Source organism: Corynebacterium provencense (genome assembly GCA_900049755.1).
GTDB classification, from domain to species: Bacteria; Actinomycetota; Actinomycetes; order Mycobacteriales; family Mycobacteriaceae; genus Corynebacterium; species Corynebacterium neomassiliense.
Genome location: LT160592.1, coordinates 598,712 through 615,107 on the forward strand (window position 1 = coordinate 598,712; position 16,396 = coordinate 615,107).

Genomic DNA, 16,396 nt, shown 5'->3' on the forward strand with positions numbered 1-16,396 from the left:
GCAGCGGCGGTGGTTCCCGTTGTAACGTCAGGCGGTTGTCACCAGACGTCGTCAGCAGGAGAAGAGGAGAGCACGTGCCGGCAGAACACCGGAATGACCCGCGGAAGATCAGGAAGGTTCTGGTCGCCAACCGTGGCGAGATCGCGGTGCGCGTGATACGCGCCGCCCGCGACGAGGGTATCTCCTCTGTTGCCGTGTACGCCGTGCCGGACGCGGACGCCCCGTTCGTCCGGCTCGCCGACGAGGCTTTCGCACTCGGCGGCCAGACCTCCGCCGAGTCCTACCTCGACATCGTGAAGATCGTCGACGCCGCAGTACGCTCCGGTGCGGACGCCGTCCACCCCGGCTACGGATTCCTGTCCGAGAACGCCGATTTCGCCCGCGCCGTCATCGACGCGGGCCTGACCTGGATCGGCCCCTCACCGCGCACCATCGGTGAACTGGGAGACAAGGTCACCGCCCGTCGGTACGCCGAACAGGTCTCGGCCCCGATGGCGCCCGGAACCCCGGAGCCTGTCACCGACGCGCAGGAGATCATCGACTTCGCCACAGAGTACGGTCTGCCGGTCGCGGTGAAGGCGTCCTTCGGCGGCGGGGGGCGCGGCATGAAAGTGGCGCGCACCCTGGAGGAGATTCCGGCCCTGTTCGAGTCCGCGACGAGGGAGGCGGAGAAAGCTTTCGGGCGCGGGGAGTGCTTCGTCGAACGGTACCTCGACCGGGCACGGCATGTGGAGTGCCAGGTCGTCGCCGACACCCACGGTAACGTCGTCGTCGCCTCCACCCGTGACTGCACCCTCCAGCGCCGCTTCCAGAAGCTCATCGAGGAGGCACCCGCACCCTTCCTCACCCCGGAGCAGGACGCCAGGCTGCGGGAAGCCTCCAGGGCCGTGATGCGTGCCGCCGACTACACGGGTGTCGGCACCGTGGAATACCTTGTCGGAGACGACGGGCTCATCTCGTTCCTCGAGGTCAACACCCGCCTGCAGGTCGAACACCCTGTCACCGAACAGGTGACCGGATGGGACCTCGTCCGGGAACAGTTCCGTATCGCCGAGGGCCGGGAACTGTCGCGGACAACCGACCCGGAGATCCGCGGGCACGCCTTCGAGTTCCGCATCAACGGTGAGGACGCCGCCTCCGGTTTCATGCCCTCCCCCGGTACCCTCACCACCTACCGGGAGCCCGCCGGCCCCGGAGTCAGGGTGGACTCGGGGGTGGAGCAGGGATCCGTCATCGGTGACCAGTTCGACTCCATGCTCGCCAAGCTCATCGTCACCGGCGAGGACCGTGCCCACGCCCTGCGCCGGGCCGCCCGGGCCCTCGACGAGTACACCGTCGAAGGTATCCCCACGGTCCTTCCGTTCCACCGGGCGGTCGTCCGGGACCCCGCATTCGCCCCGGAGCTCGCCGGGGATTCAGCCGCAGACGCCGCTGCCGACCCCCTCACCGTCGACCACTTCGACGTGTACACCCGGTGGATCGAGGAGGAGTGGCGGAACACGGTCGAACCCGACGAGTCTCCTGCCGCCGACGGGGACGTCCCCTCCCGCAGGACCATCCCCGTCGAGGTCGACGGCCGACGGGTCGAGGTCAGTGTCCCCGGGGACCTGTTCGCCACCGGTGCTCCGGTACGGCGTCCTGCCCGACGGTCCGCAGGAGGTTCCGCGGCGTCCGCCTCCGGCGACGACGTCCTCGCCCCCATGCAGGGCACCGTGGTCAGCGTCCTCGTCGAAGAAGGCCAGGAAGTCACCGAAGGTGAACCGGTCCTGCTGCTTGAGGCGATGAAGATGGAGAACGCTGTGCGGGCGCACAAGAACGGGACCGTCTCCGGCCTGTCGGTCAGTGCCGGCGACGGAGTGAAGAAGTCGCAGCTGATGCTCCAGCTGCTCTGACGGTACCCACCCCGACCGCACTGACGAGAGGCCCCGGAAATGTCCGATCTGTTCTCCCGCTTCCGCCGCACGGATGCCGGCGCGAAGTACGACAGCCGTCGTGACAAGGGGTTCATCCTCTCCCTCGACCAGGGCACGACCTCCACCCGGGCGATGGTCTTCGACCCACGGGGGCAGGTGGTCTCCGTCAGTCAGCTCGAGCACCGGCAGATCTTCCCCGGCCCGGGACAGGTCGAACACGACCCGGAGGAGATCCGGCTCAACGCCAGACGCGCCATCGCCGACGCCGTCGCCCGGGCGGACATCGGTACCGAGAACATCGCCGCTTTGGGTATCACGAACCAGCGTGAGACCACGGTCATCTGGGACCGTCAGACCGGTGAGCCCGTGTACAACGCCATCGTCTGGCAGGACACCCGCACGACCGACTTCTGCTCACAGCTCGAGGAGAGCTCCGGGGAACTGATCCGCCGGCGTACCGGACTCCCGGTGTCCACCTACTTCGCCGGACCCAAGATCCGGTGGATCCTGGACAATGTGCCCGGTGTGCGGGAACGGGCGGAACGCGGTGAGCTCGCCGCCGGGACGATGGACTCCTGGCTCATCTGGGAACTCACCCGCCCGCCCCGCTCAGGCCGGGCGGGGCGGGGAAGACTGGGAGGCCACGGCGATGCCGCCCGCCACGTCACCGACGTGACCAACGCCTCCCGCACCATGCTGATGGACATCAGGACCCGCCGGTGGGACCCGGAACTGTGCGGTCTTCTGGGTGTACCCGAGTCACTGCTCCCCGAGATCGTCAGCTCCTCCGAGGTCGTCGGCACCGTCCGACGCTCCGGCCCGGTCCACGGCGTCCCCGTGGCAGGCATCCTCGGCGACCAGCAGGCGGCAACCTTCGGGCAGGCCTGCACCGAACCCGGGGAAGCGAAGTGCACCTACGGCACGGGAAACTTCCTGCTGCTCAACACAGGTACCGAGCCGAGAACTTCCGGGAACGGCCTCATCACCACGGTCGCCTACCAGCTCGGCGACGCCCCCGCCGTGTACGCGTTGGAGGGGTCGGTGGCGGTGACCGGAGCCCTGGTGCAGTGGCTCCGTGACAATCTGGGGTTCTTCAGCTCCGCCGACCAGGTGGAACCGCTGGCCCGCACCGTCAGCGACAACGGCGGGTGTGTGGTCGTCCCCGCCTTCTCCGGGCTTCTCGCCCCACGGTGGGTACCGGACGCCAGGGGTGTCATCATGGGCCTGACCCGGTACGTGACGAAGGCGCACATCGCACGGGCGTCACTGGAGGCCACCGCCTTCCAGACCCGGGAGGTCGTCGAGGCGATGAACGCGGACTCCGGGGTACCCCTCACCGGTCTGCGTGCCGACGGCGGCATGGTGGGCAACTCCCTGCTCATGCAGTTCCAGGCCGACCAGCTGGGGGTGCCGGTGACCGTCCCCCGTGTCACGGAGACGACAGCCCTGGGCGCCGCCTACGCTGCCGGCCTGGCCGTGGGCTACTTCAGCGACACCGCCGAGATCAGGTCACTGTGGCAGGAGGAGTCGACCTACCTTCCCACCGCGTCCCGAAAGGACAGGGACGACGCCTATGCCCTGTGGAACCGGGCGGTGGAGCAGGCCGTCGGGTGGGCCCGGGAACAGGGCGGGGAGGCACGGACCGACCGGGTGCAGTCCGACTAGACTCGGTCCCATGAATGATCCCTACGACGCCCGGGACAACCGTGTCCGTGTGGGGGACGCCGACCGCGACCGTGCGATAGGGGTCCTCGGCGTCCATTTCTCGGACGGCCGTCTCAGCGTCACAGAGTACGACGAACGGTGCCGGGCCGTCGCCGGAGCCCTGACCCGCGCAGAGATCGACGCCCAGTTCACGGACCTGCCTGCACTGCCGGCGGCTCAGGCCGGCCCGGTGGGGGACGGGGTCGCGGTGTACTCCGCCACCGAAATCGCCGAACAGCACCGGCGCGGAGCCAACCCCCGGGCGGGAATCATGATGCTGACCACTGTGGCCGGGGTGGCTGCCGCGGTCATCATCGGCGGTACGGCCGCAGTCGTCCCCGTCGCCGTGATCGCCGCCGTCGCAGTCCTGCTCTACGTGGTCAAACCTGGTCCCGACTCCTGGTACGTGCCCTCCCCCGGGGCGCTGGAACGGGCCAGGGTGCGCAGGTTGCGCCAGGCGCACCAGCTCGAACTCGAGGAGAAGAAGGCCCGCCGACGCCTCATCCAGGCGGAGATCACCACAGATGCGATGGACCTGGCGCACAGGGCGATAGGCAGGGTCGGCAGGAAACCGGGCGGCGGGCAGGGCCGGTCACGGAAAGGACGTTGACCCGGACACGTCAGTCCAGTCTGCGGAACTGTTCGAGAACCCCGGCGAACAGGCGGACCCCCACAGGGATGCACGCTTCGTCGAAGATGATGTCCGCCTGGTGCAGGTCGGCCTTCTCCCCCTGACCGTTCCACGCACCCAGGCGTGCCATGGCACCGGGGACGTGCTCGAGATACCAGCTGAAGTCCTCACCCCCGGACGACTGCGGTGCCTCCTGCAGTGCATGCGGGTCAACGTCCTTGACCGCCTGTGCCATCAGGGCGGTGCAGGCGTCGTCGTTGGTCACCGGCGGAACGCCCTTGGTGTGGCGGATCTCCGCGGTGGCGCCGGTGGGTGCCAGCAGCTGGTCGACCAGCAGGGGGAACAGTGTGCCGAGCTGACGCCAGACCAGCGGACTCCCGGTCCGCAGGGTACCGAGCAGGGTGACCTCCTGCGGCATCGCGTTGAATGCCGACCCTCCGTTGACCGCGCCGAAGGTCAGCACCGTACCGGTACGGGGGTCCACCCGGCGCGACAGGAGCCCGGGAAGCCCGGTGATCAGCAGCCCGGCGGCGTAGATGACGTCCGAGGTGAGGTGGGGGCGGGCGGTGTGACCCCCCTGGCCTTTCACGACGATCTCCACGACATCGGTGGCAGAGGTGATGGCGCCGACCCTCACCCCGATCTGGCCGGCGCGGAGCTTCGGTTCCGCGTGGACGGCGAAGATGTGGCTGACGCCGTCCAACGCGCCCGCCCGGATAACGTCGGTGGCACCCCCGTCGAGAACCTCCTCGGCGGGCTGGAAGATGCATCTGACACGCTGGTCGAGTCCGTGGTCGCGGTCGTACTCCGCCAGGGCGCAGGCCAGGGCGAGCACCACCGTGGTGTGGATGTCGTGGCCGCAGGCGTGCATGACACCCGGGTTGAGGGAGGAGAACTCCAGACCCGTCTCCTCGGTGACCGGCAGGGCGTCGATGTCCGCGCGGAACGCCACCGCCGGGCCGGAGGCGTCCCCACCGATGTCCACGGTCAGCCCCGTGCCCGGCAGCAGGACCGGTTCCAGGCCCGCCACCCGTAGTTCATCGGCGATGAATGCGGTGGTCCGGACCTCGTCGTGTGACAGTTCCGGATGTGCGTGGAGATGGCGGCGCCAGCCGATGATCTCGTCGTGGTGGTCGACCAACCAGGTGGTGACGGCCGATTCAACGGCGCCGGTGCTACTCACGGATCGCAGGACTCCTCCACGCTAGATGCACGCTCGATGACGGTGCGGGTCGCGACGCCGCACAGTGACCTCTCCACCTTAGTCGTCCGACCGCCCGGCCTCCCATTCCCGGGGCGTCCTATGCTGGTGCCATGACTGTGCCGCACCAGCAGACACCACCGGAAACCCCGCCCGACTCTCCCGCCGGGCTCGCCGCCCGCGCGGCGGCCGCACTCGCGGAGAAGACCGGGCGACCCCGCCACGACGTGGCGGTCGTCCTCGGATCGGGGTGGCGTCCGGCAGCTGACGTCCTGTGCGGGGACGCCGTGGGCACCGTGGAATTCCCTATGTCCGACCTGCCCGGCTTCCTTCCGCCGACGGCCGAGGGCCACGGGGGCACGGTGCGGAGTGCGGAGATCGGGGGGAACCGGGTTCTGGTCCTGCTGGGGCGGATCCACGCCTATGAGGGGCACGAACTGTGGCGTACGACCCACGCGGTACGTACCGCGGCCGCGGCCGGGGTACGTACGGTGGTCCTGACCAATGCCGCGGGTGGACTGACTCCGGGGATGCAGGTCGGTGAACCGGTGCTGATCAGCGACCACCTCAACATGACGATGCGCTCGCCCCTGCGGGGCGCACAGTTCGTCGACATGGTGGACGCCTACTCCCCGCGTCTGCGGGCGCTGGTCGCCGGCCTGCGTCCGGGGATCAGGGAGGCGGTGTACGCGATGATGCCCGGCCCCCAGTACGAGACTCCCGCGGAGATCAGGATGCTCGGCGTCCTCGGCGCGGGTCTGGTGGGTATGTCGACCGTCCACGAGACAATTGCGGCCAGGGCCGCGGGTATGGAGGTGCTGGGGATCTCCCTGGTCACCAACCTGGCCGCGGGAATCACCGGACAGCCGCTCGACCACCGCGAGGTCCTCGCCGCAGGGGCTGAGGCCGCGACCACGATGGGTGGACTGCTCGGCCGGCTCGTCGCCGGCGACGTGGTGGTGGGTGCACGGTGATCACCTTCGGTACCGCAGGTCTGCGGGCCCCGGTCGGCCGGGGCGAGGACCACATGAACGTCTCCACCGTCACGCGCACCACGGCCGGTGTCGCCCGGTGGCTGCACGGGCAGGGCGTCACCACCCCACGGGTGGCCGTCGGTTTCGACTCCCGGTACGGCTCCAATGCGATGGCCCGGGCCACGGCGGAGACCTTCGCCGGGGCCGGGTGCGAGGTGACCCTCCTGCCCCTGCCGACCCCCACCCCTGTCCTGGCATGGCTCGTCCGCGACCGTGGGCTGGATGCCGGGGTGCAGATCACGGCCAGTCACAACCCCCGTGGGGACAACGGCTACAAGCTCTACCTGGCCGGCGGTTCCCAGCTGGTCAGCCCGTCGGACCGGGAGATCGAGGAGGCTGTGGCCCAGACCCCTCCCGCACCGGAGATCCCCCGCTCCCCGGACGTGCATCTCGACGTCCACGCGGTCGACGGGTACCTCACCGCGATCGCCGGCCTGGTGGGTTCCGGTGACGGGGCAGTTCTCACCGCGCGCCGCAACCTCCGGGTTCTGTTCACCCCGCTCCACGGGGTCGGAGGCACCGTCCTCGACGACGTCTTCCGGATGTCGGGTTTCCGCTCTCCTGCCGCAGTCCCCGCCCAGCGGTGGCCCGACCCGGAGTTTCCCACGGTCTCCTTCCCCAATCCGGAGGAGCCCGGCAGCTGTGACATGCTCCTTGAGACCGCAGCCGCCGCCGCGCCGCAGGAGCGGCCGGACCTCCTGATCGCCCTGGATCCGGACGCCGACAGGTGCATGGTGGGCATCCCCGACCCTGAGGCACCCCGCGGCTACCGGATGCTGCGCGGTGACGAGACCGGTCCCCTGCTGGCCCGGCACCTGGTTCCCGTGCACCGGGACGACGCGACCCCGCGACCCGTGGTCGCCACGACGGTGGTCTCCTCGGGACTGCTGCGCAGGATCGCCGACGCCTCCGGCTGGGATTTCCGCGAGACCCTCACCGGTTTCAAGTACCTGGCCCGCGCTGCCGGGGACGCACCGGGAGACCTGGTCTTCGCCTGTGAGGAGGCCATCGGCACCTGCCCTGCCCCGGGCACTGTCGCGGACAAGGACGGGGTGGCCACCGCACTGGTCACCGCGGTGTGGGCCGCAGAACTGAAGGCCCGGGGCCGGACGTTGCGCGATGAACTTGCCGACCTCGACGAGACCTTCGGTGTGGTGCGCACCTCCCAGGTCTCCGTGCGGCTGTCAGGCCGCTCAGCCGCCGCCGCCCTCGTCGCCGGGTGGGCGGCATCTCCCCCTGCCCCTTTCCCTTTTACACACCTAATTGTGATTAAGAAACAGGCCAGCAGCTGGTCGACCAGCAGGGCACCTGGGTGGCGGAGGGTGCGTCCCCCAACCGCCTGGTGGAACTGGGGGAAGGGGACACCCACGCCGGCAGTACCCCTGTCTCTTATCCACACCTAGATGTGTAGAAGAGACGGGCCCTCGTCGCCGGGTGGGCGGCATCTCCCCCTGCCGAGCTCAGCGCGGGGCGTCCTGCCACGGTCGAGCCACTGGACCCCGGGGCCGGAACACAGGCGGGTTTCCGTGTCCGCTGGTCAGCACCGGCAGGTGGCACAGCACCGGGGGACAACGCAGCCGGTACCGCCACCCTGGACTACCGTGTGGTGGTCCGTCCCTCCGGTACCGAGCCCAAGGCCAAGTTCTACCTGCAGGTCGCCGGGCCGGTGCCTGACGGTGGCGCCGACCGGCGGGTGGACGCCGAGGTCGTCGACGAGGCCCTCGCCGGGCTCACCGCGACAGTCCGCAGGCTGACCGCCCGCTGAGGACGCCTCAGATCCCCTGTCCCCCTGTCCCCGACTAGGAGTCCGATGCCGAGAGTCCCCGCCGCCCAGGGACGCCCCGCAGTGACCTGGGCCCCGTTGGCCCTCACACTTGCCGCCACGGTCGCCCTCGGCGTCCTCGACCCTCCCATGAGAGACCTCCAGGCGTCCCTCGCACGCGAATCGGCCAACCGGTCCGGCGTCGGCGTCACCTACTGGTTCGACTGGTTCGGCGGTGTCGCCCCCGGAAGTTACTCCCTCATCGTCCCCGCGCTGACCTCGGTCACCGGTTCCCTGACACTGCTGTGCCTGTGCACCCTCGCCGTCGCGGCCCTCGCCCTCCCGCTGTCCCGGAGTGCGACGCATCCCGCCCTGATGACCTGGTCGGTCTCCCTCGCCGCGGTGTTCAACATGCTCTCCGGGCGGGTGACCTTCGCTGTCGGCGCCACGCTGGCGACGGCCGCCGCGCTCGCCTTCCACTACCGGCGGCCGGTCCCCGGAGCCGTACTGCTCACTGTCTCCGGCCTGGCCAGCCCGCTGGCACCCGCCTTCGCCGGCATGGTCATCCTGCCGTTCCTCTTCTTCCCGGACCACCGGAACCGCATGACCTGGTCCGCCCTGGCCGGAGCTGCCGCAGGCGTGGCGGTCCCGGCTCTCCTGTTCGGAGCCCCCGGGCAACAGCCTTTCCCGTGGACCACCCTCGTGTGGTCACTGGTCATCGGTGCGGGTGCCGCAGTCGCACTCACCGGTGGCCCCGACCGGACAGACGGGGAGGCGCCACCGCCCCCGGTCCGCTGGATCGCCCCCCTGGCGCTGGCCGCAGCCGTGGTGCTTTTCGTGATCCCCACCGGTGTGGGGTCCAACATCAGCAGGTTCTTCTACCTCGTCCTGCCCTGCATCGTGATGTACTGGTCCCTGAAGTCGCCGCGGGTTCTCGCCCTGCTGCTGTCCCCGGCCCTGGTGTACGCCCTGTTCGTCTCACTGTACGACCAGGTCACGGTTGCCGACGGCGGTGACTCAGCTGCCCTCTACACGCCGTTGACCGAACAGCTCGACACCCTGGTGGCCGAAGGTGCGGTCACCAACCACCGTGTGGAACTGGTGGACACGGACACCCACGCCGGCAGTAACCTGCTAACCCGGTCCGTACCCCTCGCCAGGGGCTGGGAGAACCAGTCCGACATGCGCTACAACCCGGTCTTCCATGAGCCTGGGGCGCTGACCGGAAGCTCCTACCGTGACTGGCTGACGGACAATGCCGTGGCCTGGGTCGCTGTCTCGTCCTCCCCGATACGGCAGCAGTCCGGGGAGGCCGAACTCATCCGTTCGGGACTGCCGTACCTCCACGAGGTCTGGGCCAACCGGGACTGGACCCTGTACAAGGTCGCGCAGCCGTCCGTGATCGTCCCCGCGCCGTTGACACTGGAGGAGTCCGGGGCGGCGACGATGGTGGTGGACGTCCCCCGGGACGCCGTGGGCACCGACCATCTGCTCAGAATCCGGCCGAACCGGTACCTCACCGCCACCACCGGTGACAGTGCCGGAACGCGTACCGCCTGCCTGGCCCCCACCGACGACGGCAACTGGACGACAGCCCGCTTCACCGAACCCGGAACCTACACCCTGACGGGACAGTTCTCCGTGACCGCGGCCCTGGAGCCGATGACGGCAACCTGCGGTCCGGAGGAGTCGCCGCGGTGACCTGCAGCAGGACGCCCCGGACCTTCCCCTTCCCGGGTCCGCAGGGACGCGGACACTGACCTGCGGTTCACAGGCCGGTTCACAGGCCGTCGAGGTCGATGTTCCGGGGTCCGTAGAGCCGGTCTCCGGCGTCACCGAGCCCGGGGACGATGTAGGCGTCAGCGTTGAGTTCGGGGTCGACAGTCGCGGTGTAGAGCCGCCCGACAGGCAGGCCTGAATCGCGTACCGCCTCCACCCCGGGCACCGCGGACACCATGCACACCACGGTGATGTCGGCTGCACCACGGTCGGCGAGCAGCCGCAGGGCGTGCAGCAGTGAACCGCCGGTGGCGAGCATCGGATCGACGAGGAACACGGTGCGCCCTGTGAGGTCCTCCGGCAGTGCCTCCAGGTACGGGACAGGCTGGTGGGTCTTCTCGTCGCGCGCCATGCCGATGAATCCGACCTGGGCATCGGGAATCATCGCCAACGCCGGGTCGACCATACCCAGCCCTGCCCGGATGATCGGGACGATGATCGGCGGGTCCGACAGCCGGTGCCCGGTCGCGACGTCGACCGGCGTCCGGACATCGAACTGCTCGACCGGCAGGTTACGGGACGCCTCGTAGATGAGCATCATCCCCAGGTCCGCCAGAGCCGCGCGGAAGGCGGCGTTGTCGGTTCGTGCGTCCCGCATGATCGTCAGCCGTGATGCTACGAGCGGATGGTTTACCTCGACAATCTCCATGGGTTCCAAACTACTGGGCGGGGACGGGAACCACTGCACCACTCCCGGAGTCCTACTCAGACATGACAGGAATAGCAGCTGACCTGACTTCGCTCGCACGCACATCCGCCCTCGTCGACGAGGCCGCCGGGCGCCTGACCGCCGCCCCCGGAGGCGGCACCCCCGCGCACTTCCCTGTACCCGGGGCCGCCCGCTTCCTGACCGCCTTCACCACAGCAAGACAACGGCAGCACAGCTGCGCCCTCGGACTGTCCAGGTACTACTCGGACGCAGGTGCCGCGCTCACCGGCCTCAACCGGTCCCTCACCTCTCACGAGGACGCCGCAGCCCGCCGTTTCGACCGGTCCCCCGGTGACGCCGCATGATCCCTGACATCACCGCACTCGTCTCCCCCGTCGCAGGGCTCGTCCCGGCCCCTGTCACCACGGGCGAGAGTCCTCTCGCCCCCCTGCTCGCGGACACCGGCCTCCCCGGTCTTCTGGCCGCCGTTCCCGCCGACGTGGAATCCGCGCTGTCCGGTGATGCCGGTGGTGCAGTCGTCGCCTCACTCTCGGATGCCGCAGGCAGGGCACGGGACCTGCTCGGATTGTCCGGTGACCTCGAGGCACTCGGGGACGGAGCCGTCGAATCGGTCACCCGGGCGGCAGGGGACGTCACCGGTATCGCCTCTGACTGCGTCCGACAGTTGACCGTTCTCCTCGGATCCGGTCCCCCCGGACCGTTGACCGGCATATGTGCGACGGAGACCGCCTGGCACCACCTCGAACGCGCCGCCCGTCGGATGGCCGTTCTCGAGTCGGAGCTCGACGCCCTCGCCGACAGGGTCGCAGTGGTGGATGCCGCGACCCCGCAACCTCCCCGGTCCCCGTCCACCGGTGAGGTACCCTCCACACCGGTGTCAGGGGCAGCACCGGAGGGCGATCCCGTGCCCTCCCCGGGACACACCGGTACCACCGCGACCGGGGAACCGGACCCCGGAGTGGACGGGGACGCTGACGGGGGCCCGGGCGCCCCCTCGCCGGAAGCTGCCGCGGCAGTCGAGGCCGCCAGGTCCGCCCTGGGAACCCCCTATGCCTGGGGCGGTACCACCCCCGGAGTGGGGATGGACTGCAGCGGCCTGACACAGTGGGCCTACGCCCGGGCCGGGGTGGACATCCCCCGCACCGCCTCAGCCCAGGCGGTGGGATCACCGGTGCCCGCAGACCAGATCGCCCCCGGAGACCTCGCCGTGTGGGACGGACATGTGGCCATGGTCACCGGCGACGGGATGATGATCGAGGCGGGGGACCCGGTCCAGCTCTCGCCGGTGCGAACCACGAACTCCGGTATGGCCTTCCACGGCTTCTACCGTCCGACAGCATGACAGGCGGCATGAGCGGCCGCCGGGCCGGCCTGGCCAGGATCATCTCCGTACCGCCGGTCCCGGACTACCACGCCAGGCTCTTCCTCGGTTCCCCTCCTCCCACAGTTCCCCCCGTGCTGGACCGCAGCCTCTTCACACCTGCTTCAGGGGCACGGTCGGGGACAACCCGCCCGGGGCACCGGTAGAATGACCCTCCATGACAGACCGCGGCATCGTACCCCTCGAAATCGAGTCCACCACCGGCACCTACTACACGCTCTGGGCACCGGGGTGGACCGCCCGGGGCGAGCAGTGGCAGGCATTCCTCGGGGACGACACGGGTATCTTCGGTTTCTCCTCCCCCGCAGCACTGCTGGCGTGGATCCGGTCCCACTCCTCAGCAGGCGACCACGACCTCAGCGACCACCCGCGGTGGCGTTCCTTCACCGATAATCCTGCGGCGAAGGTCACCCCGCGCGCGAGCGGGAAGATCAGCCTGATCGAAGTTCCCGACCGTCTGGCCGGCCGGCCCTCATTCGACAATGTCAAGGCAGTGAGCTCAGCGTTCGACGTCCTGCGTTCCATCGGGGAGGTCTGCGGAATCGACCGGATCACCACCTGGTTCAGGTCATACTCGATCCTCGGCAACACCGCCCGTGGTGCCGACCACTACGCCGGTGAAAACGGGCTCGGAGAATGGTCGAACGTCGGCTGGACGGTCCTGTCGAACTGGAAGGAACTGCTCGACCTCGTCGACGAACAGTTCGTCACCCCTGAGGTCGACGACACCGCTGTCTCCACCGCACAGGAGGACATCGACGCGGCGGAGAAGGCCAGGAAGGACGCCGACGCCGCGGCCGCCACCGCCGCCGAGGAGGACAGACGACAGGTCGAGGAGGAGTCCGCTTCCGCGAAGAAGACAGTGGACGAGGACCCGTACGACAGCACCCCATGGTCGGAGGCCGGGATCGATCCCGTCCGGATCACCGTCGACGGCACCACTGTGTACACCCTGCGGTGTTACGTGGGTGACCGCGAGCCGGTCTTCCTCGGCAAGGACGGGATGATCAACACCTTCCCCTCCGGCCGGTCACTGGTGCGGTGGATCATCGATGCCAGGGACCATGATCTCGCGGCGATGGAGACCTGGGGTGATCTGGTGTCACTCGCCAACGCCGGCGAACTCGAGACAACCGTCCACCCCACGAACGACTACGGTTTCACCGGGTTGCGTGAGGACATCGCCGAAGGCACCCGTGCCGTGGACACCGACCAGCTCGGACGTGCCTATGAACTGCTGGCCGACGCCGCCGACTGGGCAGGGGACGACGCCGTGAACAAGGTGCTTCTGGCTTATCCGAGACTGCAGGACTACATCGCCTACATGCTCGGATCCCCGTCCTCCGGCACCCCCACCGCCCCGTTCGACGAAGAGGTCGAGGGCTGGAGCGAGCTGGAGAAGAAGCTCACGGAACGGTTCACTAAGTTCTGATCCCCGCGCCGGCCCCGCAGCTGCGGACGGAGTCCACGGTCCTGCGTCCCGGCAGGAAGAGGTGGTCCGGCCGGTCCTATAGTTGACAGGTGACCAGCCCTACCCCGCCGTCCCGTCCCTGCGAACCGGGAGAGACCCCGCCCCCCGTTCCGGGGTGGTGGGCGATGCTCACGGCCGTGCACAGTCCGGGCCCCACCTGGCCCGGTGCACTGCGCGCGGCCCTGGCGGTGGTGCTGCCCGCCGGGGTGGCGCTCCTGGCCGGCTACGAGACACAGATGCTGCTGATCACCGGCGGGAGTTTCGCCGTGATCTACGGCGAGGGCCACCCCTACCGTTCCAGACTGCGCATCATGGTGACTGCCGGCGTCCTGCTGTCCCTCGGCCAGATGGCGGGGGCATCCGTCGGGTCGTTGGTCTGGCCCCAGATCGACGCCGGTGGCTCACGCTGGTGGCTGCTGTTCATCGCGGTCTTCGCCACTGCCCTGTCAGCGGTGGTCGTGTTCATGCAGAATGCGTTGCGGCTCCCTCCGCCCGGAGGGTTCTTCCTCGTCATGGTCTCCGGCGGTGCGACGATGGTCGCCAGACAGGGGATGAACCCCGTCGAGGTCGGCGCCTGGGCCCTCGTCGGTGCAGCTACCGCCACAGTCATCGGAATGGTGCCGGCACTGTGGGGGTTCCACCGTCCGGAGACTGCCGCGGTGGAACGGCTGGAGAACGCCGTGGCCGTGTACGCTGCTGACGCCGCGCACACCGTCGCCCAGAGCCACCGGGTGGAGTCACTGCTCGTCTCGACATGGGACATGCTCTTCGACGCCGGTCATGCCCGGGGCGGGGAGGTCACCGGTGCGCGCCACACCGACGGCACCGGCACCGCACCCGGAGATGAGCTGGTCCGCAGGACACTGGCGGCCCACATCACCCTGGCCCGCTGCAATCCCGCGGTCGAACGTGACAGCACGACCTCCGACGACCTCTCTGACATGCCGAACTACATCGACCTGTCCCGTCACACCGTCCCCTTGGCCCGGCCTTCGGTCAGGTACAGGATCTACCGTTCCCTCCACCGGTACTCCGGGGCGACCATGGCGTCTGTCAAGGTGACGGTGGCGTGTCTGCTGGCGGGGGTAGCCGGCACGGCGTGCGGCTTCGACAGGCCTGACTGGGCGGTGCTCTCCGCGCTCCTGGTACTGCAGTGGAATCCGGAACGTCGGTCGGGGACCATCCGGGGGCTTCACAGGGTCATCGGTTCCGTGGCGGGGGTCGGAGTGTTCGCGCTGCTGCACCTGCTGCAGGTCCAGGACTGGTCCCTGCTGGTCGCGCTGGCGGTCTGCCAGTTCTTCGCCGAGGTTTTCGTGGTGAGGAACTATGCGCTGACTGTCACGGCTTCCACGTCACTGGCCCTGCTGATGGGCGGTACCGTCGACCTTCCGCTGGGCGAGGTGGTGGCGGCCAGGTGGTCGGAGATCGGGCTGGCGACCGTGTTCTCTCTTGCCGCCCTGTGGCTCTACCCGCGGTCCGCGGCGATCCGGCACGAGGGACGCCTGGTCGACCGGTGCACCGGCGCGATGGGTGCCCTGCTCGGTCAGCTTCTCACCGCGCCTACGGTGAAGGACGCCCTGCCGCAGCGGCGGGACCTCCAGTACGAGTTGCTCAGTGAACGACACTCGGCCCAGACCGTGGCACTGGACTCCCCCGCGTTCGCCGAGGGAAACTGGTACCGGCATCTGGCTGTCCAACGGGTCGGATACCAGCTGCTGGACTTCTGCACCACCGCCGGTGACAGGAGCGTGTCCCCGACCGAGGTCACCCGGCTCGCCGAAAAGGTACGGGACATGGGCGGGGACGCCACGGACACGGACAGCCCGGGCAGAGGACAGGGGTCCGTGCAGCAGTCGACACCGTGACCTCGGACGACAGGGTCGCCGGGCACGGGGCAACCGGATGTCCCGGCCCCGGGGCAGGTACCCGACCCGTACACAGTCAGTCGGTGAGGGCCGCTCAGGGGGCCGGCGACGGGCCCCCGGACTGTCCGTCCTGTCCACCGGGGTTACGCGGACCGGGTGCGGAATCCGGCCAGGTGAACTGTCCGGACGGGCCCGGGATCTGCGGTGGACCCGGCTGCCGGACACCCGGAGCTGGGACTGGAGTGGCGGCCGGAACGGCGGGAACACTCCGGCGCCCGGTCACGGTCGTGAAAACCAGGAGTACTCCGAGCGCGACAAGCAGGAGACCCGCTGCGATGACGATGTACTGGCCCGGACCTTTCGACGTGCTGAGCGCCCGGACCAACTCGTCGACCAGATCCCTTTCGTAGTCGGACAGTCCCTCTGCTGAGCCTGTGACAGCTTCTCTGTCGTCGGTCAGGAGGCCGACCACGGCGCTGGCGATCTCCCCGACACCACCGAGGCACAGCAGGACAGCCCCGGCAACCGGCAGCCGTCGTGACAGAGTGACGACGATTCCCAGGACCACCAGGGTCAGAGGTACGAGAGCGAAGACCAGGTACCTGGTCTCAAGGTCGGTCTCACTGGACCCGGTCAAGTTCTCCCTCAGAGTCAGTTGGCCGAAACCGTTGATCACGGCCTCTATCTGCGGCCCGTACCGGCCCTGTGACAGGTCGAGAGAGACCCGGATCCACCGGGTGAAATAGCCGAACGCAGACACCGCCGCCAGCACCACCGCGGCAGCACCGATGAGAAGAGAAGCACGGACGGGAAACGCTGACTGTGACGGCACACCCGAGGGCGCGGGGCCGAACCCGTCCGCTACCGGCGCGGAGCCGAACCCGTCCGCTACCGGGGTATTCCCGTACCCGGCGGCGTCCTCCCCGAAAGCCTGACGCGACCACCGCCCGGGGCTGGTCCCCGGCTGATTCTCATCCGGCATACA

Annotated in this window: 15 protein-coding genes; 12 read left to right on the forward strand and 3 right to left on the reverse strand. The window is 69.1% G+C overall.

All coding sequences use genetic code 11. The annotated features are described in order from the left end of the window. Nucleotides 1-74 precede the first annotated feature (74 nt). The 3 genes from BN3906_RS02670 to BN3906_RS02680 are packed head-to-tail and all read left to right on the forward strand — an operon-like array spanning nt 75 to nt 4,227. Nucleotides 75-1,892 carry an acetyl/propionyl/methylcrotonyl-CoA carboxylase subunit alpha gene (locus BN3906_RS02670; RefSeq protein ID WP_066583741.1) on the forward strand — a complete coding sequence of 606 codons (1,818 nt, stop codon included), beginning with the start codon at nt 75-77 and terminating at the stop codon, nt 1,890-1,892. 39 nt (nt 1,893-1,931) lie between these two features. After that, on the forward strand, nt 1,932-3,578 hold the full coding sequence (gene glpK / locus BN3906_RS02675; protein WP_066583743.1) for a glycerol kinase GlpK: 1,647 nt from the start codon (nt 1,932-1,934) through the stop codon (nt 3,576-3,578). Between the two features lie 10 nt (nt 3,579-3,588). Further along, nucleotides 3,589-4,227 (forward strand): DUF1707 SHOCT-like domain-containing protein, encoded by a 639-nt coding sequence (locus tag BN3906_RS02680; RefSeq protein WP_066583746.1) that lies wholly within the window; start codon nt 3,589-3,591, stop codon nt 4,225-4,227. 10 nt (nt 4,228-4,237) lie between these two features. Here BN3906_RS02680 and BN3906_RS02685 read toward each other — a convergent pair whose 3' ends face one another. Then, nucleotides 4,238-5,431, reverse strand: a complete 1,194-nt coding sequence (locus BN3906_RS02685; RefSeq protein WP_078057055.1) for an amidohydrolase — start codon at nt 5,429-5,431, stop codon at nt 4,238-4,240. 131 nt (nt 5,432-5,562) lie between these two features. On the opposite strand from BN3906_RS02685, the gene BN3906_RS02690 reads away from it, so the two are divergent. The 4 genes from BN3906_RS02690 to BN3906_RS02700 all read left to right on the forward strand — a co-directional run bounded on the left by BN3906_RS02690 (nt 5,563) and on the right by BN3906_RS02700 (nt 9,946). Continuing rightward, nucleotides 5,563-6,423 (forward strand): purine-nucleoside phosphorylase, encoded by an 861-nt coding sequence (locus BN3906_RS02690; protein ID WP_066583750.1) that lies wholly within the window; start codon nt 5,563-5,565, stop codon nt 6,421-6,423. Beyond that, nucleotides 6,420-7,886, forward strand: coding sequence for a phospho-sugar mutase (locus BN3906_RS02695; protein ID WP_078057056.1), 1,467 nt, complete (start codon nt 6,420-6,422; stop codon nt 7,884-7,886). Before BN3906_RS02690 ends, BN3906_RS02695 begins: the two co-directional genes overlap by 4 nt. Before the next feature lie 203 nt (nt 7,887-8,089). Further along, on the forward strand, nt 8,090-8,248 hold the full coding sequence (locus tag BN3906_RS14330) for a hypothetical protein (protein WP_147592701.1): 159 nt from the start codon (nt 8,090-8,092) through the stop codon (nt 8,246-8,248). A 45-nt stretch (nt 8,249-8,293) separates the two neighbouring features. After that, a complete protein-coding gene (locus BN3906_RS02700; protein ID WP_066583753.1) occupies nt 8,294-9,946 on the forward strand; it encodes a hypothetical protein in 1,653 nt (550 codons plus the stop codon). 79 nt (nt 9,947-10,025) lie between these two features. On the opposite strand, the gene upp is transcribed toward BN3906_RS02700, so the two are convergent. Beyond that, a complete protein-coding gene (upp, locus tag BN3906_RS02705; RefSeq protein WP_066583755.1) occupies nt 10,026-10,673 on the reverse strand; it encodes a uracil phosphoribosyltransferase in 648 nt (215 codons plus the stop codon). A gap of 62 nt (nt 10,674-10,735) precedes the next feature. On the opposite strand from upp, the gene BN3906_RS02710 reads away from it, so the two are divergent. From BN3906_RS02710 to BN3906_RS02725, 5 genes are all read left to right on the forward strand, one after another. Further along, complete coding sequence (locus BN3906_RS02710) at nt 10,736-11,038, forward strand: hypothetical protein (RefSeq protein ID WP_066583758.1); 303 nt, start codon at nt 10,736-10,738, stop codon at nt 11,036-11,038. Next, on the forward strand, nt 11,035-12,036 hold the full coding sequence (locus BN3906_RS02715) for a C40 family peptidase (protein ID WP_078057057.1): 1,002 nt from the start codon (nt 11,035-11,037) through the stop codon (nt 12,034-12,036). The genes BN3906_RS02710 and BN3906_RS02715 overlap by 4 nt, the downstream gene beginning before the upstream one ends. Further along, a complete protein-coding gene (locus BN3906_RS14335) occupies nt 12,033-12,221 on the forward strand; it encodes a hypothetical protein (protein ID WP_110481095.1) in 189 nt (62 codons plus the stop codon). Before BN3906_RS02715 ends, BN3906_RS14335 begins: the two co-directional genes overlap by 4 nt. A gap of 11 nt (nt 12,222-12,232) precedes the next feature. After that, entirely contained in the window at nt 12,233-13,507 is a 1,275-nt protein-coding gene (locus BN3906_RS02720; RefSeq protein WP_066583759.1) for a SatS C-terminal domain-containing protein, read from the forward strand. An 89-nt stretch (nt 13,508-13,596) separates the two neighbouring features. Beyond that, a complete protein-coding gene (locus BN3906_RS02725; RefSeq protein WP_261796810.1) occupies nt 13,597-15,411 on the forward strand; it encodes an FUSC family protein in 1,815 nt (604 codons plus the stop codon). Between the two features lie 94 nt (nt 15,412-15,505). On the opposite strand, the gene BN3906_RS02730 is transcribed toward BN3906_RS02725, so the two are convergent. Then, nucleotides 15,506-16,393 (reverse strand): hypothetical protein, encoded by an 888-nt coding sequence (locus BN3906_RS02730; protein WP_066583760.1) that lies wholly within the window; start codon nt 16,391-16,393, stop codon nt 15,506-15,508. Nucleotides 16,394-16,396: the final 3 nt, after the last annotated feature.